Source organism: Halomonas sp. H2 (assembly GCF_050215315.1).
GTDB lineage: Bacteria > Pseudomonadota > Gammaproteobacteria > Pseudomonadales > Halomonadaceae > Vreelandella.
In genome coordinates, this window is the sequence record NZ_CP189760.1 from 470,465 (window position 1) to 491,376 (window position 20,912).

Genomic DNA, 20,912 nt, shown 5'->3' on the forward strand with positions numbered 1-20,912 from the left:
TTGTACCGCTGGTTGTGTACAAATGAGGGCTGCCCCGCTTGCCTGTTCTCAAGCCCGCCTCAGGAGAGTTGCCATGTCACACGATGTTCGAGAGCCTACCCCCCATGCAGTACCCGACAAAAGTAAGGCTGCGGGCACAAAGTCAAAATACAAGCGTATTTTGCTCAAACTCTCTGGCGAAGCATTAATGGGTGAGCATGATTTCGGTATTGACCCTAAGGTGCTTGATCGCATGGCGCTGGAGATTGGCCAGCTGGTCGGTATCGGGGTGCAGGTGGGTATCGTGATTGGCGGTGGTAACTTGTTCCGCGGCGCGGCGCTCAACGAAGCCGGTATGGATCGGGTGACCGGTGACCATATGGGTATGCTGGCCACCGTGATGAATGCGCTGGCGATGCGCGACGCTCTAGAGCGTTCCAATATCCGCTCGCGCGTTATGTCAGCTATTCCGATGAGCGGCGTCGTAGAGCACTATGATCGGCGTACCGCGATTCGCTACCTAACCTCTGGAGACGTAGTGCTGTTCTCTGCAGGAACGGGTAACCCCTTCTTTACCACCGATTCTGCCGCCTGTTTGCGCGGTATCGAAGTGGACGCCGATGTGGTTATCAAGGCGACCAAGGTGGATGGTGTCTACAATAAAGACCCGGTAAAACACCCTGATGCTGTGAAGTATGACCAGCTCTCTTACGATGACGCCCTGGATCAAAAGCTGGGCGTGATGGATTTGACCGCTATCTGCCTGGTACGTGACCATAATATGCCGGTGCGGGTGTTTGATATGAATAAGCCTGGTGCCCTACTGAATATGGTGGTAGGGGGCAAGGAAGGCACGCTGATATACAGAGGGTAATGACGTGATCAACGATATTAAGAAAGACGCCGAATCGCGCATGAAGAAAAGCGTTGAGGCGCTGAACAGTAATTTTAATAAAATTCGTACTGGTCGTGCTCATCCGAGCATTTTAGACGCGGTTAGCGTGGACTATTACGGCAGCCAGGTACCGCTTAGCCAAGTGGCCTCAGTCAACGTTGAGGACGCCCGCACGCTGACGATTGCGCCGTGGGAGCAGGGCATGGTGCAGAAAATAGAAAAGGCCATCATGACCTCTGATCTTGGTCTAAACCCGGCCAGTGCGGGTAACGTGATTCGTGTGCCGATGCCGATGCTCACCGAAGAGACCCGCAAAGGTTACATCAAGCAGGCGCGTAGCGAAGCTGAAAATGCCCGTGTTGCGGTGCGCAACGTGCGCCGCGATGCTAACGGTGATTTCAAATCGTTATTGAAAGATAAAGATATTACCGAAGACGATCAGCGTGAAGGTGAAGATGCGATCCAAAAGCTGACCGACAAGTATATTGCTGAGATCGATAAAGCGTTGGTTGCGAAAGAACAGGACCTGATGCAGGTTTAAACCTGTAATTTACGCAGCCGCGGGCAGCTTAGGCTGCCCGTTTTGCAACCCTCTGGCTGGTTTTTTATGATTTATTTTGGGTGCGAGAATCCATGACATCGCCTCAGCTTCCTGAAGGGCAGGTGGGTGATGCCCGCGTGTCTGCCCAGATCGGGGAGGCTCCACCGTCTCACGTTGCCATTATTATGGATGGCAATAATCGCTGGGCGCGCGCGCGCGGGCTTTCAGGCGTTCGAGGGCACCGTGCAGGGGTAGAAACTCTTCGCGCAGTGATTCAACGAGCCGCCGAGCGCGAAGTGAAAACGCTGAGTCTGTTTGCTTTCTCAAGTGAAAATTGGAAGCGCCCAGAGGCGGAAGTCAACGCGTTGATGGAGCTGTTTTTGATGGCGCTCAGGCGTGAAGTCAAAAAGCTCAATGAGCGTAATGTGCGTCTCTCGATTATTGGCGAACAGCGCGGTTTCTCACATGCGATACAAAAGCATATTCAGCGTGCTGAAGCGTTAACCGCGCACAACACGGGCATGCATTTGGTGATTGCCGCTAACTATGGTGGTCAGTGGGATATCGCCCGGGCGGCGCGCAGCTTAGCCGAACAGGTGGCCGCGGGGGAGTTGGACCCCGCGGCCATTGATGAAACCCGCTTCGATAAAGCGATAGGGGGTGATGATGTGCCGCCGGTGGATCTGTGTATTCGTACCAGCGGCGAGCAGCGGTTATCCAACTATATGCTGTGGCAGTTGGCCTATGCCGAGCTGCACTTTTCACCGCTGCTATGGCCCGATTTCGGCGCAGAGGCGTTTGATGCAGCATTAAACGACTTTTGTCAGCGTCGCCGCCGCTTTGGTATGACGGACGAACAAATAGAGGCGCAAGGTGCTTAAACAGCGGATTATCACCGCAGCCTGGTTAGCACCCTTGGTGCTGGTTGGCCTGTTTGGATTAGACGGCGGCGCTTATGCGTTGTTCACAGCGCTTATTGTGCTACTCGGTACCTGGGAATGGGCCAACCTGGCGGGCGTTACACGCACGGCTCAGCGCGCTGTGTTAGTGGCCGCAATGGCGGGGTTGATGCTGGTCATGTGGCTGACGGGGGGGGCCACGTCGATATGGCCGCTTTGGTTGGCCGCTGCAGGCTGGCTACTGAATCTCTACTGGGTAACCCGCTACCCCGCTGCAGGCCAGCAGTGGCAAACAAGCACACGGCGTTTGGCGATGGGCCTGTGGGTACTGTTGCCCTGCTGGGTGGGCTTTAACATTCTGCGCGAGAGCGGCAGTGTTTGGCTGCTGTTTGTACTGCTGTTGGTCTGGTGTGCGGATATTGGTGCCTATTTTGTAGGGCGCCACTGGGGCAGGCGTAAACTGGCCCCTCATGTGAGCCCTGGAAAATCATGGGAAGGCGTGTTGGGCGGGTTGGCAGCAACCGCTATTCTGGCGCTTCTCTTTGCGCTCTGGCTGTCACTGAAGATGACCGGTAGCCTCACTCTCATCTTGGCGACCGCGGTGGTGACGTTGACGTCTGTACTGGGGGATCTGCTGGAAAGCATGCTCAAGCGCCACCGTAATATTAAAGATTCTAGTCAGTTGCTGCCCGGTCACGGTGGGGTGTTGGATCGAATTGACAGCCTGACAGCGGCGATTCCGCTGTTTGCGCTGTTCTATATCGAAGTGCTTGTTCGGGTGCAGCCCCTATGAGTCAGCAATCGCATCAAGCGCCTTTGCAACGTATAACGGTACTCGGGTCGACAGGCTCCATCGGCACCAGCACGCTGGATGTGATTGGCCGTCATCCCGACCGCTATGCCGTTCATGCCCTGACTGCGCACACCTCCAAAGAGGCCCTGCTCGCCCAGTGTTTAACGTATCGGCCAGCCGTCGCCGTGCTGGACAGCGAAGTCGATGCCGCTTGGCTGCGCCAAGAGCTTAAGCGTGTTGGCCAGCCAACTGAGGTGAACGCTGGGCCTGAGGCGCTTTGTAACGTCGCCCGGGATGCTGGCGTTGACTGTGTAATGGCGGCGATTGTTGGCGCTGCGGGATTGCTGCCTGCGCTGGCTGCTGCCGAGGCGGGTAAGCGTGTGCTGCTGGCCAATAAAGAAGCGCTAGTAATGAGCGGCGCACTATTTATGGACGCTGTTTCGCGTTCGGGGGCAACACTATTACCAATTGATTCCGAACATAATGCCATTTACCAGTGTCTACCTGCGGAGCATCGCGGCGGCTTGGCGCGCCACGGCATTAGCCAGCTGATGCTAACGGCCTCTGGGGGGCCGTTTCGTACCTGGAGCCAGGCTGATATTAATAACGTGACGCCTGAGCAAGCTTGCGCTCATCCTAACTGGTCAATGGGCCGTAAGATTTCGGTGGATAGCGCCACGCTGATGAATAAAGGGCTGGAGCTTATTGAAGCCTGTTGGCTATTTGATGCAACCCCTGAGCAGATCCAGGTGGTGGTGCACCCACAAAGCGTGATTCACTCCATGGCGGCGTATCAGGATGGCTCGGTGATTGCCCAATTAGGTAATCCAGATATGCGCACGCCGATCGCCTACGGGCTTGCGTGGCCTGAGCGTATTGACGCCGGGGTCGAAACACTGGATCTTTTTCAGGTGGCAAGGCTCGATTTTGAAGCACCTGATGAAGCGCGCTTTCCCTGTTTGGGGCTTGCACGTGACGCCATGCAGCAGGGTGGTATGGCGCCTGTCGTATTAAACGCCGCTAATGAAGTCGCGGTCGACGCTTTTCTGCAGCGTCGGCTCGGTTTTATGGCGATTGGGCAGCTAGTGGCTGACGTCCTATCGCGGCCCAATCATGGCCGTGTAGACAGCCTTGAAAGCGTATTAGCCACCGATCAGTGGGCGCGACAGCAAGCGCAAGAGCTGGTGGCAAGGTGGTCCGCTTAAGCATTCGCTGAGCTGGGCATTAAGAGTGGGGCGTTAAGGAGTCCAGTGTGGGCCTGATACAGAATATTTTAGCGGTTATTGTGGTGCTGGGCCTGTTAGTCACCTTTCATGAGTTCGGCCACTTTTGGGTGGCGCGTCGCTGCGGGGTTAAGGTGCTGCGTTTTTCAGTGGGCTTTGGCAAGCCGTTATGGTCACGGGTTGACCGTCAGGGCACTGAATATGCGATTGCCGCGATTCCTCTCGGCGGCTATGTCAAAATGCTTGATGAGCGTGAAGCGCCGGTGCCGGACGATCAGCTCGACCAAGCGTTTAATCGCAAGACAGTGTGGCAGCGCATTGCTATTGTAGCGGCAGGCCCGATCGCTAATTTTCTCCTCGCTATCGTCGCTTACTGGGCGCTGTTTGTCGCGGGTACCACGGTGGTTTCGCCGATGGTGGGGAGCGTTGCACCTGATTCACCTGCCGAAGAGGCAGGGCTTGTGCAGGGTGATGAAATTATCGCCATTCAAGGCGATGAGATGCGCTCTTGGGAAGATGTTAACCTAAAGCTGGTGTCGATTATTGGCTTCAGTGGCGATTTAGCTATCGCCGTGCGGCCTGAAAATTCGTCAGGTGCGCAGCGCTATACCCTGCCAGTCACTGATTACTTGGTTCGTCAGGATCCGCCACAGCCGCTACAAACGCTCGGTATAACGCCTTGGCAGCCTGAGTTTCCGGCTATTTTGGGTCAAGTGGTGAGTGGTGAGGCCGCTGAGCAGGCGGGCCTGGTGGCGGGCGACACAATGGTGGCGATTAACGGTGAACCAGTCGATGATTGGATGCATTTCGTTAATATCGTCCGGGGTAGTCCTGGTGAAACGCTGCAACTTACCTACGAGCGAGACGGCGAGCAATCAACCGTTGGTCTCACTCCCGGGCGTAACAACTTGGATACAGGGGTTGAGATTGGCTATATCGGTGCTGGAGCTCAGCAGGTTGAGTGGCCGGCAGAGTTTCAGCGTGAAATACGTTATGGGCCCATCGAAGCGGTAGGCCAAGCGCTTTCACGCACCGGTGAGATGACACTACTCACCGTCGACGCGATACGAAAAATGTTGGTCGGGCTTATTTCGCCTTCTAATTTATCGGGGCCGATTACCATCGCGCAGGTGTCTGGCGATTCGGCACGTGCTGGGATGGAAGCGTTTGTCGGCTTTCTAGCGTATCTTTCTATCAGCCTTGGGGTGCTTAACTTACTGCCTATCCCCGTGCTCGATGGTGGCCACTTGCTTTATTATTTTATGGAGGTCGTACGTGGACGGCCAGTATCTGAAAAAACCCAAGCCGTAGGATTGCGCATTGGGCTTGCCATGGTCGGTACCCTAATGTTGATGGCCCTCTATTTTGATCTGATGCGCCTGTGGTAATGACGCGTGTAGCGCGCAAGATGCCTTGTCATCTGCCTGCACAAATGTATATGGTGCCTTTCTGGAATGATCGGCAGACCAACGCGAGCGAATTGACTGCATGAAAATCAAGACCCTTGGAATGGCGGCACTCTTGCTGGCAGGCGCCAGCGGCGCCCAGGCACAATCCTTTGATGTTTCAGACATTCGAGTGGAAGGACTGCAGCGGGTGTCCGCCGCCTCGGTCTTCAATGCATTTCCGGTGAGTGCCAATGAGCGCGTCAGCGAGCAGCAATTAGCCGCGGCAGCACGTGACCTATTTGAAACGGGGCTGTTTGACGACGTTGCGTTGGCACGCGAAGGCGATGTGCTGGTTATTCAGGTCGTCGAACGACCGACCATTGCGCGGCTAGATATTATCGGCAACGACCAGATCGCCGAAGAAGACCTGCGCAATGGTTTGCGTGAATCTGGGCTTTCGGAAGGTCAAGTGTTGGAACTCTCCACCCTGGAAGAGATTCAGCGCGAGCTGGAAGGCGTTTATCAGTCTCAGGGCCGCTACAGCGCCAGTATCGATACCGAAGTTGAACAGGTTGATGAGGGCCGCGTTCAGGTCAACATCAACATCAACGAAGGTGAAGTCGCCAAAATTCGCCAAATCAATATTGTTGGCAACGACGCTTTTGATGACGAAACGCTGCGCGAAGTGTTTGAGCTAAATGATCGACCTGGCCGCATTTTTGGCTGGTTCTCTAGCGATGAGTACTCCCGCGAAGCGCTATCTGGCGATATTGAACGACTGCGCTCTTTCTACTTGGATCGCGGCTACGTCAACTTTGATGTCACCTCGACCCAAGTGTCGATTGGCCCCGAAAAGTCTGAAATCTTTATTACCCTCAACGTTGATGAAGGTGCCCAGTACCGCGTTGGCGACATTCGTTTCGCGGGTGATCTAGAGATCAGCGAAAATGAAGCCCGCCAACTACTGACGATAGAAGAGGGTGAAATCTTTTCCCGTGGCGCCGTTAATACCTCAACCGAAGCTCTGCGCCAGCGTTTAGGCGCCGAAGGCTTTGCCTTTGCTGATATTCAGGGCGTGCCTGAAATATCAGATGACGGTGAAACGGTGGATCTGGTAATTGCCATCAATCCTGGTGAGCGTGCCTATGTGCGCCGTATCGAGTTCTACGGTAATACCACTACTCAGGATGAAGTACTGCGCCGTGAAATGACCCAGTTAGAAGGCGCACCTGCTTCGACCGAAGCCATCACGCAGTCGCGTCAACGTCTAGAGCGCCTTGGTTTCTTTAGCCAAGTGGAAGTGGATACCCAGTCTGTTCCGGGTGAGCCCGACCTGTTGGATGTGACCTATAACGTCGAAGAGCAGCCTTCCGGCTCCGTCTCTGCAAGCGTTGGTTTCTCCCAAAGTGCCGGCGTTATTTATGGCGTTGGTTTGTCACAGAATAACTTCTTAGGCACGGGTAATCGCGTCAACGTAGGCGCTCAGCGCAGTGACACCTTTACTAGCGTCAACTTTGGCTTCACCGATCCTTACTGGACGCTAGATGGTATTTCCCGCGGCTATAATCTGTTTTACCGCGAAACCGACTATGCGGACTCGGATATTTCGACGTACTCGACGGATGCTTACGGTGCCGGTATCAACTTCGGTTACCCCGTCAGCGAATTGTCACGGCTTAACTTCGGTGCCAGCGTTGAAGATTTGTCGGTGAAAACCTACACCGATACGGCCTCGGAAATTCACCGCTATGTAGAAGACCAAGGCGAAGATGCGCAAAGCCTGAAGCTGACTGCCAGTTGGACACGCAACAACCTCAACCGCGGCATTATGCCGACCGATGGCAGCTATCAGCGTCTTTCGGTAGAAACGGGCGTTCCCGGCAGCGATGCGGAGTATTACAAGCTGCGCGCGCGGGCGCAGCAGCTTTTCCCGATCAATGCTGATGAGTCCTTCGCGTTTAAATTTACCGGCAACGTTGGCTATGCCGATACGTTGGGTGGTAACGACCCGTTCCCGTTCTATGAGAACTTCTACGCGGGCGGCTTGGGCTCGGTTCGAGGCTACACCTCGAACACGCTTGGTCAGCGCACTACGCCAGCAACGGAAGGCGGCCGCGATCGTACCCTCGGTGGTAACGTATCCATCGAAGGCAGCGCCGAAATCATCTTCCCGCTACCGTTTATTGAAGATCAGCGTGCGCTGCAAACATCACTATTCGTGGATGGCGGTAATACCTTCCTGAGTTCCTGCTACGATGTGCTTGAAGAAGATGCGGGTCGGCAGCAGTGTAACTCTGGGGTTGATTTAGGTGATTTGCGCTACAGCGCCGGTATCGGTCTATCCTGGTTGACGCCGGTCGGCCCGTTGACCTTTAGCGTTGCCGAACCACTGAACGATGAAAGCGGTGACGATACTCAGTTCTTCCAGTTCTCATTAGGGCAAACGTTCTAAAGGGTAATCGTACTAATTTTGCTAGACCGCGTGCCAGGGCGGCGTGTGCTAGCGTGACCTAAGGAGTTAACACGATGCGTAAACTAACCGCGGTAGCATGCCTACTGGGCGCGATGGTCTTGCCTGCACATGCCGCCGAAGTGGCGGTGCTTGATTGGCGAGCGGCGCTGATGAATACCCAGTCTGCGCAAACGTCACTGAGTAGCTTGGAAGGGCAAATCGGTAACCAACAGCGCGAAGCGGAGAACCTGGGTAATGAGCTGCAACAGTTACAGCAGCGCCTGCAGAATGAAGGCGAAACCATGGCCCAGTCTCAGCGCGAGTCGCTGATTAGCGAATTACAGCAGAAGGGCAGTCGTTTTGAGCAGCTTCGCCAAGAAGTTATGCAAGCGCAGCAGAACTCCGAACAGCAGTTTTTAGAGGGCGCAGAGCCGAAGCTGGAACGAGCCGTCGCTCAGGTGTTGGAACGTCACGGTATTGATGTGCTGGTTGAGCCACAAGGCGTACTGCACTCAGGGGTAGACCTGCCCAACGTGACTGATGAAGTCACCCAGATATTCGATTCACTCTAATCAATTCAATGACGTTGGGTGCGGCGTTGCCGCCCCGGCGCTTCCCTGGGTTCCCATGACGCAAGTTTCTCATCACCTTACCCTTGCAGATATTGCGCGCCATTTGGGCATTGCCTTTAACGGCGATGGCCAGCAGCCAATTCGTGGTTTGGCGACGCTAAAAGACGCGCAGCCAGATCAAGTGGCCTTTTTGGCCAACCGCGCCTATTTGAAGGATCTGGCGACGACTCAGGCAGCGGCGGTATTGCTGCATCCTGAGCACGGCAAACACTGCCCGGTCGCGCGTCTGGAAATCGACAACCCTTATTTAGGCTATGCCACGTTATCGCAGCTGTTCGATCCGTTGCCCACCCGCGATGTTATCGGCATCCATCCTACTGCGATAGTGGCGGACAATGTCCAGCTAGGCGCCAATGTGTCCATTCAAGCTCACACCGTGATTGAAGCGGGCGTGGTGCTAGGCGACCGCGTAGTGATCGGCGCCGGCAGCGTGGTGGGGGCTGATAGCATTATCGGTGACGCAACGCGTTTGCACGCCAACGTGACTTTGTGCCATAGCGTGGTGATCGGCAAACGCGCGATCTTGCAAAGCGGCTGCGTGATTGGCGGTGACGGGTTTGGTTTTGCCCACGATGGCGCTGGCTGGCACAAAATTGCCCAGTTGGGTGGGGTTGTGCTCGGCGACGACGTTGAAGTGGGCAGCTGCTCCAGTATAGACCGTGGCGCGCTAGGCGATACGCTAATTGGCAATGACGTCAAAATTGATAGCCAAGTGCAAATTGCCCATAACGTGATCATTGGTGACCACAGCGCGCTAGCGGGCTGTGTAGGTATTGCTGGCTCTACCAAGGTAGGCAAACACTGTATGCTGGGTGGCGGAGTAGGGTTGTCGGGCCACTTGACGATCTGTGATGGCGTTCAGGTGACGGGAATGAGTCTCGTAACGAACTCCATCCATGAACCGGGGGTCTACTCTTCCGGTACCGGTGCCATGGCCAATACCCAGTGGCGTAAAAATGCGGTGCGATTTAAACAGCTAGACGATATCGCTAAGCGTTTGGCGCGATTGGAAAAGAAACAGCGTGATTAGTGGGCGAGTTGGGTCATAGTTGAATGATTTACCCGCTGTTAGCTTGAGGCTAAATAGCAGCGCGTTATAATCCACAGCCTTTTGACTAGCAAACGTGCTGGTATTCGCCTGACTCTCTTCAAGGGTTGATCAGGTTTTGTCAATATAGAGGTCGTTACGATGGTTATGGATATCAATGAAATTCGCGAATACTTGCCCCACCGTTACCCATTTTTGCTGGTGGATCGAGTAACGCAATTAACCATCGGAGAATCCATCGTTGCGTACAAGAACGTCAGTATTAACGAACCATTCTTCAATGGCCATTTTCCGCACCACCCGATTATGCCCGGCGTACTAGTCATTGAGGCACTTGCCCAGGTATGCGGTATTCTCGGCTTTAAAACGGTTAATAAATTGCCTGCCGATGGCTACGTTTACTATCTAGTGGGCAGTGACAAAGTGCGCTTTAAGCGCCCGGTGATGCCGGGTGACCAGCTCACTTTAGAAGCCGATGTTATTAAAGGTAAACGGGGTATCTGGAAGTTTGCCTGCCGCGCTACGGTTGATGGAGAGTTGGCCTGCGAGGCAGAAATTATTTGTGCCGAGAGGAAGGTGGCTTGATACATCCTACTGCCCTGGTTGACTCAACGGCGCGGCTTGCCGACGACGTTGAGGTAGGCCCTTTTAGCATTATTGGCCCCGACGTCACTATTGGCGCGGGCTCGGTGATTGGCCCGCATGTGGTGGTGAAAGGCCCCACCACGTTAGGCGAGCGTACGCGTATCTTTCAGTTCGCCTCGGTAGGCGAAGACTGCCAGGACAAAAAATACGCCGGTGAGCCGACGCGGCTAGTAATGGGTGACGATAACGTCATCCGCGAAGGTGCCACGATTCATCGTGGCACGGTTCAAGATCGCAGCGAAACCACTATTGGGTCGCGCAACCTGTTTATGGCCTATGTGCATGTTGGCCATGACTGTGTGATCGGCAACGACTGCATCTTAGCCAATCAGGTCACCTTGGCTGGTCACGTCACCGTTGGCGATCATGTCATCTTAGGTGGCTTGGCGGCGGTGCATCAGTTCTGCCATTTCGGCGATCACGCCATGGCTGGTGGTGGTTCGATTATTACCAAAGATACGCCCGCGTACATCATGATTAATGGCAACCCTGCAGAAGCGCGGGGCCTTAATCTGGTCGGTTTGAAGCGCCGTGGCTTTAGCCGCGAAGCGATCAGCGCACTCACTACTGCCTATAAAATGGTCTATCGCCAAGGGCTGACCACCGAGCAGGCGCTGGTCGAGATGCGTAGCCGCTTTGAACTACCCGAAGTCGCGCATTTTGCCGCCTCTATTGAGCGTTCGACCCGCGGCATCACCCGCTAACCCATGCTAAACCGTCTGTGATCTTGCCATGATAACCCTGCAACGCGTCTATCTGGTCGCCGGGGAGCTCTCCGGCGATATTCTTGGTGCCGGGCTGATGCGTGAGCTCAAAGTCCGCCACCCCAACGTCGAGTTCCGTGGCATCGGCGGGCCGCGTATGCAGGCAGAAGGCATGCAGAGCCGCTTTCCGTTAGAGACCCTCGCGGTAATGGGGCTGGTTGAAGTGCTCAAGCACCTCCCCGAACTGATCCGCGTACGGCGCACCCTAAAAGCCGAAGCGTTGGCTTGGCAGCCCGATATTATGCTGGGTATCGATGCGCCGGACTTCAATTTAGGCCTGGAACGCCAGCTTCGCGAAGCGGGGGTTACCACTGCCCATTACGTGAGCCCTTCGGTATGGGCGTGGCGTCAGGGGCGGGTAAAAGGCATCGCTAAATCGGTAGACGGCATGCTGACACTGCTCCCTTTTGAGGCCGCCTTCTATCGCGAACACCGTGTCCCCGTCGCTTTTGTGGGTCATCCCCTGGCCGACGAGATGCCGCTGGAAAATGACCGTGTTGCCACCCGCCAGGCGCTGGAACTGGCGCCTGATAGCCAGGTGTTGGCGCTGCTGCCCGGGTCACGGGCCAACGAAATTCGCTTTTTAGGTGACACCTTTCTCGCCGCCGCCCAACAGCTCTGCCAGCGTCACCCCGCGCTCCATGTGGTTATTCCAGCGGCCACATCTGATCGCCGCCGTGAAATTAGTACACTGCTGGCCAATTATCCGCTGCTGGCGGAGCGCACTACGTTGCTGGATAGCCAGGCCCGCGAAGCGATGGTGGCGAGTGATATCGTACTGCTGGCTTCCGGCACTGCCGCGCTAGAAGCTATGTTATGTCACCGCAGCATGGTGGTAGCTTACAAGATGGCCCCGGCCAGCCATTGGCTGGCCAAGCGACTGGTGAAAACCCGCTGGGTGTCGCTGCCCAACCTGATTGCTCAAGAAACGTTAGTCCCTGAATTGATTCAAGACGCCGCCTCAGCAGAGGCGATTGCCGACCGGCTCAGCGCGATACTGACGGATGAAGACAGCCGCCATGCTCTGGAAACGCGCTTTGCCGAGATGCACGCCAGCCTGCAGCGCAACGCCAGTCGCCGTGCCGCCGAGGCGATTAGCCTGTTAGCAGCAGGCCAGCCGCTAGAGACTGTTGATGGAAAATAACGGCATGGCAACTGAGCACTGGTTGATTGACCACAAGGATTTTCCAACCCTTGAGATTGCCTATAGCGGTGAGCGGCTGGCAGGGGTTGATGAAGTAGGCCGCGGGCCGTTGATCGGCAGCGTGGTAGCTGCCGCGGTGATTCTTGACCCCGCTCAGCCCATTGAAGGTCTTACCGACTCTAAAAAGCTCACTGCAAGCAAGCGTGAAGGGCTGGATGCACAGATTCGCCAGCGAGCGTTAGCCTTTGCCGTGGCAGAAGCCAGCGCTGCCGAAGTGGATGCACTGAATATCTACCACGCCACCCATCTAGCCATGCGCCGAGCGATTGACGCGTTGGCACCGGCGGCGGAATATCTGCTCGTCGATGGCAACAAGTTACCCGGCCATCTGCTGCCTGGCCAGGCTGTGGTGAAGGGCGATTCACGCCACTGCGCCATTGCCGCGGCGTCGATTTTGGCTAAAGTCGCTCGCGATGCCCAAATGGTAACGCTGGATATGCGCTATCCTGAGTATGGCTTCGCGCGCCACAAGGGGTACCCCACCAAAGAGCACCTCACCGCGTTGGCCGCCCATGGGCCTTTGCCAGACCACCGCCGCAGTTTTGCACCTGTTCAGCGTCAGCTAGCGCTGCTTTAAGCCTGTTTATTTATTTAGCGAGAGTGTTATGACGGTTCCGTTTGTTCATCTGCGTTTGCACAGTGAATACTCCCTGGTCGATGGCTTGGTGAAGCTTAAATCGCTGGTGAGTACCACCGCTGAGCGGGCGATGCCGGCGCTGGCGTTAACCGATGAAACCAATCTATTTGGTTTGGTTAAGTTCTATAAAGCTGCCCAGGGTGCGGGCTTGAAACCCATTATTGGCAGCGATTTATGGCTGCACAATCCTCACGACGAGTCGCACCCTTACCGGCTAACGCTGCTGGCGATGAACGACGTTGGCTACCGTAACCTCACCGAGCTGATCTCTAAGGGCTGGACTCATGGCCAGCGCCAGGGACGCGCGATCCTTGATAAACAGTGGGTACTGGAACAGAGCGAAGGCTTGATTGCGCTTTCCGGCGCGCGGGAAGGCGAGATTGGCCGCCACCTGCTGTCGGATCATGAAGAGGATGCCCGGGTGCTGCTGCAAGAATGGCAGGCGGCGTTCCCTGAGCGCTTTTACCTGGAGCTGATACGTACCGGGCGGCCACTGGAAGAGGCCTGTGTCCATGCCAGCGTCAAGCTGGCCATTGAAACGGGTACGCCGGTGGTAGCCACCAACGACGTGCGTTTTCTAGAACGTGACGACTATTGGGCCCACGAGACCCGCGTGGCCATCGGTGAAGGCAAAGCGCTGGATGACCCGCGCCGCGAGCGCCGCTATACCGAAGAGCAGTATCTAAAAAGCCCCGACGAGATGGCGGCGCTGTTCGTCGATATTCCCGAAGCGCTGGAAAACAGCGTAATGATCGCCGAGCGCTGCAGCGTTAACGTGCGCCTGGGCGAGATTTTCCTGCCCGAGTTCGGCATTCCCGAAGGTATGACCCAGGACGAGTTCTTCCGCAAGGTCTCCCATGACGGTTTAACCGAACGGCTGGATTTTCTGTTTCCCGCAGAGCGCTACCCCCGCGACAGCGAAGAGTACCAGGCGATCGATCAGCGTTACCGCGACCGACTGGAGTTCGAGCTCAACGTTATTATCCAGATGGGCTTTCCTGGCTACTTCCTGATCGTGATGGACTTTATCCAGTGGGCCAAGGACAACAACGTGCCGGTAGGCCCGGGGCGCGGTTCCGGTGCCGGCTCGCTGGTGGCCTACGCGCAAAAGATCACCGACCTGGACCCGATTGGCTATGACCTGCTGTTCGAGCGCTTTCTTAACCCCGAGCGTGTCTCCATGCCTGACTTTGACGTCGACTTCTGTATGGAGAAGCGCGATAAGGTGATTGAGTACGTGGCCGAGCGCTACGGGCGTAACGCGGTCTCGCAGATCGTCACCTTTGGCACCATGGCGGCCAAGGCCGTAGTTCGCGACGTGGCGCGTGCCCAGGGGCGGCCCTATTCGCTGGGCGACAAGCTCTCCAAGCTGATTCCCTTTGAAGTGGGCATGACCCTGGCCAAGGCGATTGAGCAGGAGCCCGCGCTCAAAGAGTTTATCGGCAACGACGAAGAGGCCGAAGAGATCTGGGAGATGGCGCTCAAGCTCGAAGGCACCACCCGGGGTACCGGCAAGCACGCCGGTGGCGTGGTCATCGCCCCCACTAAATTGACCGATTTCTCACCGCTGTTGTGTGATGAAGATGGTGCCGGTTTAGTCGTTCAGTTCGATAAAAACGATATTGAAGAGGCCGGGTTGGTCAAGTTTGACTTCCTGGGCCTGCGCACGCTGACAATTATCGACTGGGCGTTGGAGATGGTCGATAAGGTACGCAGCGTCAACGATCAGGGGCCGCTCAATATCGACAGCATTCCGCTGGATGACGCGCCGACCTTTGAGATGCTCAAACGCGCCGAAACCACCGCGGTGTTCCAGCTTGAATCCCGCGGCATGAAAGAGCTGATCAAGCGTCTGCTGCCCGATTCCCTGGACGATATGATCGCTCTGGTGGCGCTGTTCCGCCCCGGCCCCTTGCAGTCGGGCATGGTTGACGACTTTATCAACCGTAAGCATGGCCGGGCCGAAGTCTCTTATCCCCACCCGGATTACCAGCATGAGTTGCTGAAGCCGGTGCTGGCACCCACCTACGGTATTATTCTTTACCAAGAGCAGGTCATGCAGATCGCTCAGGTGATGGCGGGCTACAGCCTCGGCCAGGCGGATATGCTGCGCCGCGCCATGGGTAAGAAAAAGCCCGAAGAGATGGCCAAGCAGCGTGACGGCTTTATGGAAGGCTGTGCCACCAATGGTATCGATAAAGACTTGGCCGGTAACATCTTTGACCTAGTAGAGAAATTCGCTGGTTACGGCTTTAACAAGTCGCACTCGGCTGCCTACGCGCTGGTGTCTTACCAAACCGCGTGGCTGAAAGCCCACTATCCGGGGCCCTTTATGGCCGCCGTTATGTCCACCGAAATGGACAACCTGGATAAAGTGGTGCCGCTGATTGAGGAGTGTCGCAATCTCAAGCTCACCGTAACCCCGCCGGATGTCAACGTGGGCGGCTACAAGTTCACCGTCGACACCGACGCCCGAGTGGTTTACGGCCTGGGCGCGATCCGTGGCGTGGGTGAAGGCCCGATTGGTGCCATTGTTGAAGCCCGTGAGGCCGACGGCCCGTTTAAGGATATCTTCGACTTCTGTCGCCGCATGGATCCCAAACGGATGAATAAACGCACCCTGGAAGCACTGATTCGCTCTGGTGCGCTGGATACCATCGGCCCCAACCGCGCGGTGCTATTCGCTGCCATGGAAGACGCGTTAAAAGCCGCCGCCCAGAACCATACCAATCAAAACCTGGGTATGCTGGATATGTTCGGCGATGCGTTTAGCGCCGACGAAGAGGCCGGAGAAGGCGACAGTAACGTTTACGCCGAGTATATCAACGCCCGTGAGTGGACCGACCGCGAACGACTCTCAGGCGAGAAGGATACCCTGGGGCTTTACCTCACGGGCCACCCGATCGACGAGTACGAGCGCGAATTAAAGCGTTTTGTATCGACCCGCATCAGTGACTTGAAACCCTCCCGCGACCCCCAACGGGTGGCCGGGCTGGTGGTCGGCGTGCGCACCATGAAGTCCAAGCGCGGCGATACCATGGCGTTTATTACCCTGGATGATCGCACCGGGCGTATTGAAGCCTCGCTGTTTGGGGAGCTATTTGAGCAGTTGCGCGGTCAGATTGAGGCCGATCAGGTATTGATCGTCGAGGGCGAGGTTTCCAACGATGAGTTCTCCGGCGGCCTGCGCCTGCGCGGCAAAGATGTCACGCCAATGGTGACGGCACGCATTCGCTACGGCCAAGCGGTGGAGCTGGCGCTGGATGCGGGGCAGATCAATGGGCGCTTAATTGAAACCCTGCGCGACAGCCTAACGCCGTATCGCGACGAAGAGGGTTTGCCGGTACGCCTGCAGTACCGCCACCCCGCAGCGGTTGCTTGGCTGGAGCTTGCCGATGAGTGGAAAGTCGCGCCTAGCGATGATTTATTACTGGCGCTGAGGGATGTTCAGGGCCAGGCAGGTGTGCAGTTGCGTTATCGTTAAAGGGCGCCCAACTTGCGCGGCAGAGTCAGGGTGCGATAATGCTCTTTATTATCTCTAATTACATATGCATGCTTACTTTTATCAGGCAGAGCCGATGAATCCTAATTATCTCGATTTTGAACAGCCGATTGCCGAACTACAGGCAAAAATTGAGGAGCTGCGTTTGGTCAGCTCCGATAGCCAAGTCAACCTTTCCGACGAGATCTCTCGGCTGGAAGAGAAGAGCCGCAAGCTGACGGAATCGATCTTCAAGGATTTGACTCCCTGGCAGGTTTCGCAGATTTCACGGCACCCCCAGCGCCCCTATACGCTGGACTATCTGGAGCATATCTTTACCGATTTCGACGAATTGCACGGTGATCGCAATTTTGCCGATGATGCCGCGCTAGTCGGTGGCATCGCGCGGTTGAACGATGCGCCGGTGATGGTCATTGGCCATCAAAAAGGCCGTGATGTAAAAGAGAAAGTGCGTCGCAACTTCGGTATGCCGCGCCCAGAAGGCTACCGCAAAGCGTGCCGTCTGATGGAAATGGCCGAGCGCTTTAAAATGCCGATTCTGACCTTTATCGATACTCCCGGCGCCTACCCCGGTATCGACGCCGAAGAGCGTGGTCAGTCAGAAGCAATCGCCTATAATTTAGCCGTTATGTCGCGGCTGAAAACGCCGATTATCTCCACGGTAGTGGGTGAGGGCGGCTCCGGCGGCGCGCTGGCCATTGGCGTCTGCGACGAACTACAAATGCTGCAGTACTCCACTTACTCGGTAATCTCGCCGGAAGGCTGCGCCTCGATTCTATGGAAGAGTGCCACCAAAGCCTCCGACGCTGCCCAGGCCATGGGCATTACCGCCGAGCGCCTGAAAGAGCTGGGCTTCGTCGACTCGCTGATTAAAGAGCCGCTGGGTGGATCCCACTGCCATCCGCTGACCACCGCTGAGCGGGTCAAAGAGGCGCTGACCGCGAGCCTGGAACGTCTGCAGGTGCTGGACACCGACGCGCTATTAGAACGCCGCTACAAGCGTTTAATGAGCTATGGCGCCCCAGCCGCGTAATTTACTGCAAAGCTTGCTTAAAGACGCCCTGGCGGAGATCCCGCCGGGGCGCTCTATTTGGGTGGCGCTCTCCGGTGGGCTAGATTCCAGCCTGTTGCTTACGTTAGCCGCGGCGGTTTGCCAGCAAGCAAGCCGCCCCCTGCGTGCTATACATATTAACCATGGCCTTCAGGCCGCAGCAGCCACATTCGAAGAACACTGTAACACCCTCTGCGAGCGGTTGGACGTCCCCCTAACGGTGGTTAATGTGGCGGTGGATGCCCAAGGCGAAGGCGTCGAGGGCGCGGCCCGTAGCGCCCGCTACGCGGCCTTTTTTGCCACCATCCCCGTCGGTAACACGCTCTGGCTAGCCCAGCACCAGGATGATCAGGCGGAAACCTTTCTGCTCGCTGCCCTACGTGGCAGCGGTACGCGTGGTTTGGCGAGCATGCCTTATCGCCGCGATGCCGAAGGCGTCACTCTGGTGCGCCCCTGGCTAACGATGCGCCGGGTCTCGCTTGAAGCCGCGGCGCAGTCGCTCGACCTGACGTGGTGTGAAGACCCTACCAACACCGACCTCAACTTTGATCGCAACCGCTTGCGCCACTCAGTGCTGCCCGCGATTGAAACACGCTGGCCCGATGCGGCGGGGGCTTTGGCACAAAGCGCACGCCATGCCGGAGAAGCCGATCAACTGCTGGTGGAATACGCGGGGCAAGAGCTACAAACGTTATTGAGTGGCAACCGCAGCATTGGTGCTGCCGCACTGAGCGCGCGTTCTCGCCCCCGCCAGCGGTTGCTGGTGCGCACGCTTTGCCAACAGTTGAGCCTGCCAACGCCGCCGCAAAAGCGTTTAGAGAGCCTGTTGGATCAACTGAAAGCCAAACCAGATGCAGAAGTATGCGTTGAGTGGCCGGGCGCTCAGGCGCGTGTATGGCGTCAGCGGCTCTATCTGATCGCACCGCTTGAAACGCTGCCGCCTTGGCAGGCCAGCTGGGATGGTCTAGCGCTGCTGAAAACGCCCACCGGGCCGCTAGGTTGGCAGGTGGCGCTATCACAGTCGTCGTCTCAGCCGCGCTCTCAACTATGCTCTCAACTACGCTCTCAACTACTAAGGGTCACCTGGCGACAAGGTGGTGAGGTTATTCAACTGCCCAAACGAGGGCGGCGTGATCTCAAGCGGCTGTTACAAGAAGTTGATATGCCGCCCTGGGAGCGCGAGCAGCTGGTGGTGATTATGCAGGCTGATGCGTGTATTGGCGTGATTGATCCCCTCGGCACGCTGCTATGGCAGGCCGAGGGCTTCGTGTTTAGTCGTCTATCTCCGCCTGTTTAATCAACAGCTTAAACCCTGCAGCTTGCATAAGTGCCTGCTCCTGTTCCAAGTCGGTGCTGAGTAGAGTGGGTTCATCACTAGCAGCCAGGGTGATTGCCAGGCTGGTGCTGTCAGCGCTGATATCGGGTAGCGCCGGGGCAGTTTCAGGGCGTGAATGATTGAACAGCACCGCCAGGCGAAGCAGTCGGGTGAGTTTTTGGGTAACCGCTTGTTGCGCCTCGGGCAGGGCCTGCCACTCCTTAAGCGGAAATTTGCGCCGGTGGGCACGCACTAAAAACGCTAGTTTGCGCTGTTCAGGGCGTGAAAACCCGGCCAAGTCTGAGTGCTCTAGCAGGTAGGCACCGTGGCGATGAAACTGGCTGTGGGAAATTGCCAAGCCTATTTCATGCACATGGCTAGCCCATTGCAAATAGCGCCCTTGGTCAAGGTTTAGCGACCACGCATGGCGTACCTGCTGAAACAGTCGCTCGGCAGTGTCGGCGACGTTAAGCCCTTGGCGGGTATCAACATCGTAAGTGCGCTGTAGCGACTCCAGACTTTTCGAGCGCGAGTCTTCGGCGGTATTGCGCCCGGCCATATCGTAGAGCACGCCTTCGCGCAGGGCGCCGTCGGCGAAGCGCATCTGGGTTAAATCGAAGGCTTCAAAAATTGCCCCAAGAATGGCAATACCCGCCGGGAAGACTTTGGCGCGGTCGGCTTTAAGACCGTCCAGCGCGACTTTATCCAACTGTTTGCACTTCAACAGCCGCTCGCGCAGCTTTTTCAATCCACTACGGGTGATAACACCCTCTTGAGGCGTATCGCCGTAGGCGTAAATTACGCTGGCGGCGGCCTTGATAGTGCCACTTGAACCGACTGGGTCGTCCCAGCCTAGGTGCCGATAAGGACGCTGAATATTGGCTAGCTCGGAAAGAGCGGCTAGCTCGGCGCGGCGCATGCGTTTTTCGTTTAACTCGCCGTCGGGGAAAAAACGCCGTGAGAAAGTGACGCAACCCATGCGCAGGCTTTCCAGTGCCTTGGGCTCAAACGCCTCACCAATGATAAATTCGGTCGATCCGCCGCCAATATCGACGATTAAGCGACGGCCATTTTCCGCCAGGGCGTGGGCGGCACCTAAATAAATCAGGCGTGCTTCTTCGCGACCGGCAATAATTTCGATGGCGTGGCCTAGCTGTGATTCGGCGCGCTCGATAAACGCCTGGCTATTATGCGCATCGCGCAGCGCATTAGTGCCCACGATACGCAAATTAGCACCGGTAATGTCGCTTAAAAAAGGTGCAAAGCGGCCCAGGCAGTCAAGTGCTCGCTGCATCGCGGCCTCGCTAAGCTGCCCGTCATCGTCTAAACCTGCGGCTAACTGCACCTTTTCGCCCAAGCGTGCCACCACCTGGAGGCGTTCATGTTGGTAGTTGGCCACCAGTAGGTGAAAGCTGTTGGAGCCCAGGTCAATGGCGGCTAAGCGCTGCGGTGCATCGTTGTCTGCCTCAATGCTAGCGGCATCAATGGGGGGCGAAATATCCTTGGGCATAAGCTTTCCTTCGTATTGGCTGTGCCAAGGTTGCGGTGACCTTTATCTATTGTCAATTGCCAAAGACTTGCGTTTATCGCGGCGCTTGACTACCATCGAGCTACTGGCCTGATCTGACCTGGTTAGTTAGTGTGTCCACAAGCACTTCGCTGTTGAGATGACTGACGTTTAAATAACTTATCGTTTAGATAAATCATCTTGCATGTGTTGTTCAAGTACGGCATCTTGGTCACCCCAGACGTTACTTACTCTTTATCCTAATAGCGTCAGCCAGATTTCCAAGTCGTCAGATAGCCCACTGGTTTAGCTACTCTCCTGTGTAAACCAGATTTAACAACTGTCAGCACCCTCGAGTTGAACCTTAATGACGACACGCACTCATGTTGTTGCTTAAGACCAACCCAGTTCCTTTCATTTCGAGCGCGTGCCTTTAC

Annotated in this window: 17 protein-coding genes; 16 read left to right on the forward strand and 1 reads right to left on the reverse strand. The window is 56.3% G+C overall.

Features of this window, described 5'->3' with window-relative positions; all coding sequences use genetic code 11:
* Positions 1-73: 73 nt before the first annotated feature.
* From pyrH to tilS, 16 genes are all read left to right on the forward strand, one after another.
* Complete coding sequence (gene pyrH / locus ACQE2I_RS02225; RefSeq protein WP_427029872.1) at positions 74-853, forward strand: UMP kinase; 780 nt, start codon at positions 74-76, stop codon at positions 851-853.
* 4 nt (positions 854-857) lie between these two features.
* Complete coding sequence (gene frr, locus ACQE2I_RS02230; RefSeq protein ID WP_427029874.1) at positions 858-1,415, forward strand: ribosome recycling factor; 558 nt, start codon at positions 858-860, stop codon at positions 1,413-1,415.
* Between the two features lie 92 nt (positions 1,416-1,507).
* Positions 1,508-2,296 (forward strand): polyprenyl diphosphate synthase, encoded by a 789-nt coding sequence (uppS, locus tag ACQE2I_RS02235; RefSeq protein ID WP_427029875.1) that lies wholly within the window; start codon positions 1,508-1,510, stop codon positions 2,294-2,296.
* The gene (locus ACQE2I_RS02240) at positions 2,289-3,107 is read left to right on the forward strand and encodes a phosphatidate cytidylyltransferase (RefSeq protein ID WP_427029876.1); all 819 of its coding nucleotides are present in this window, start codon (positions 2,289-2,291) and stop codon (positions 3,105-3,107) included. The genes uppS and ACQE2I_RS02240 overlap by 8 nt, the downstream gene beginning before the upstream one ends.
* Positions 3,104-4,312, forward strand: a complete 1,209-nt coding sequence (ispC, locus tag ACQE2I_RS02245; RefSeq protein WP_427029877.1) for a 1-deoxy-D-xylulose-5-phosphate reductoisomerase — start codon at positions 3,104-3,106, stop codon at positions 4,310-4,312. The genes ACQE2I_RS02240 and ispC overlap by 4 nt, the downstream gene beginning before the upstream one ends.
* Before the next feature lie 47 nt (positions 4,313-4,359).
* Complete coding sequence (gene rseP / locus ACQE2I_RS02250; RefSeq protein WP_427029878.1) at positions 4,360-5,718, forward strand: RIP metalloprotease RseP; 1,359 nt, start codon at positions 4,360-4,362, stop codon at positions 5,716-5,718.
* Between the two features lie 100 nt (positions 5,719-5,818).
* Complete coding sequence (gene bamA, locus ACQE2I_RS02255) at positions 5,819-8,170, forward strand: outer membrane protein assembly factor BamA (protein WP_427029879.1); 2,352 nt, start codon at positions 5,819-5,821, stop codon at positions 8,168-8,170.
* Between the two features lie 74 nt (positions 8,171-8,244).
* Positions 8,245-8,742 carry an OmpH family outer membrane protein gene (locus tag ACQE2I_RS02260; RefSeq protein WP_427029880.1) on the forward strand — a complete coding sequence of 166 codons (498 nt, stop codon included), beginning with the start codon at positions 8,245-8,247 and terminating at the stop codon, positions 8,740-8,742.
* Positions 8,743-8,797: 55 nt separating this feature from the next.
* A complete protein-coding gene (gene lpxD, locus ACQE2I_RS02265; RefSeq protein WP_427029881.1) occupies positions 8,798-9,832 on the forward strand; it encodes a UDP-3-O-(3-hydroxymyristoyl)glucosamine N-acyltransferase in 1,035 nt (344 codons plus the stop codon).
* Between the two features lie 159 nt (positions 9,833-9,991).
* Positions 9,992-10,435, forward strand: a complete 444-nt coding sequence (gene fabZ / locus ACQE2I_RS02270; RefSeq protein WP_427029882.1) for a 3-hydroxyacyl-ACP dehydratase FabZ — start codon at positions 9,992-9,994, stop codon at positions 10,433-10,435.
* Positions 10,432-11,199, forward strand: a complete 768-nt coding sequence (gene lpxA, locus ACQE2I_RS02275; protein ID WP_427029884.1) for an acyl-ACP--UDP-N-acetylglucosamine O-acyltransferase — start codon at positions 10,432-10,434, stop codon at positions 11,197-11,199. The genes fabZ and lpxA overlap by 4 nt, the downstream gene beginning before the upstream one ends.
* A 28-nt stretch (positions 11,200-11,227) precedes the next feature.
* Complete coding sequence (lpxB, locus tag ACQE2I_RS02280) at positions 11,228-12,403, forward strand: lipid-A-disaccharide synthase (protein WP_427029885.1); 1,176 nt, start codon at positions 11,228-11,230, stop codon at positions 12,401-12,403.
* Between the two features lie 4 nt (positions 12,404-12,407).
* Complete coding sequence (rnhB, locus tag ACQE2I_RS02285; RefSeq protein ID WP_427029886.1) at positions 12,408-13,040, forward strand: ribonuclease HII; 633 nt, start codon at positions 12,408-12,410, stop codon at positions 13,038-13,040.
* A 28-nt stretch (positions 13,041-13,068) separates the two neighbouring features.
* Entirely contained in the window at positions 13,069-16,584 is a 3,516-nt protein-coding gene (gene dnaE / locus ACQE2I_RS02290; RefSeq protein ID WP_427029887.1) for a DNA polymerase III subunit alpha, read from the forward strand.
* 94 nt (positions 16,585-16,678) lie between these two features.
* A complete protein-coding gene (accA, locus tag ACQE2I_RS02295; protein WP_427029888.1) occupies positions 16,679-17,635 on the forward strand; it encodes an acetyl-CoA carboxylase carboxyl transferase subunit alpha in 957 nt (318 codons plus the stop codon).
* Positions 17,616-18,950 (forward strand): tRNA lysidine(34) synthetase TilS, encoded by a 1,335-nt coding sequence (gene tilS / locus ACQE2I_RS02300; RefSeq protein ID WP_427029889.1) that lies wholly within the window; start codon positions 17,616-17,618, stop codon positions 18,948-18,950. Before accA ends, tilS begins: the two co-directional genes overlap by 20 nt.
* Here the strand turns inward: tilS and ppx are convergent.
* Positions 18,925-20,478, reverse strand: a complete 1,554-nt coding sequence (ppx, locus tag ACQE2I_RS02305) for an exopolyphosphatase (protein ID WP_427029890.1) — start codon at positions 20,476-20,478, stop codon at positions 18,925-18,927. The genes tilS and ppx overlap by 26 nt on opposite strands.
* Between the last annotated feature and the right edge of the window lie 434 nt (positions 20,479-20,912).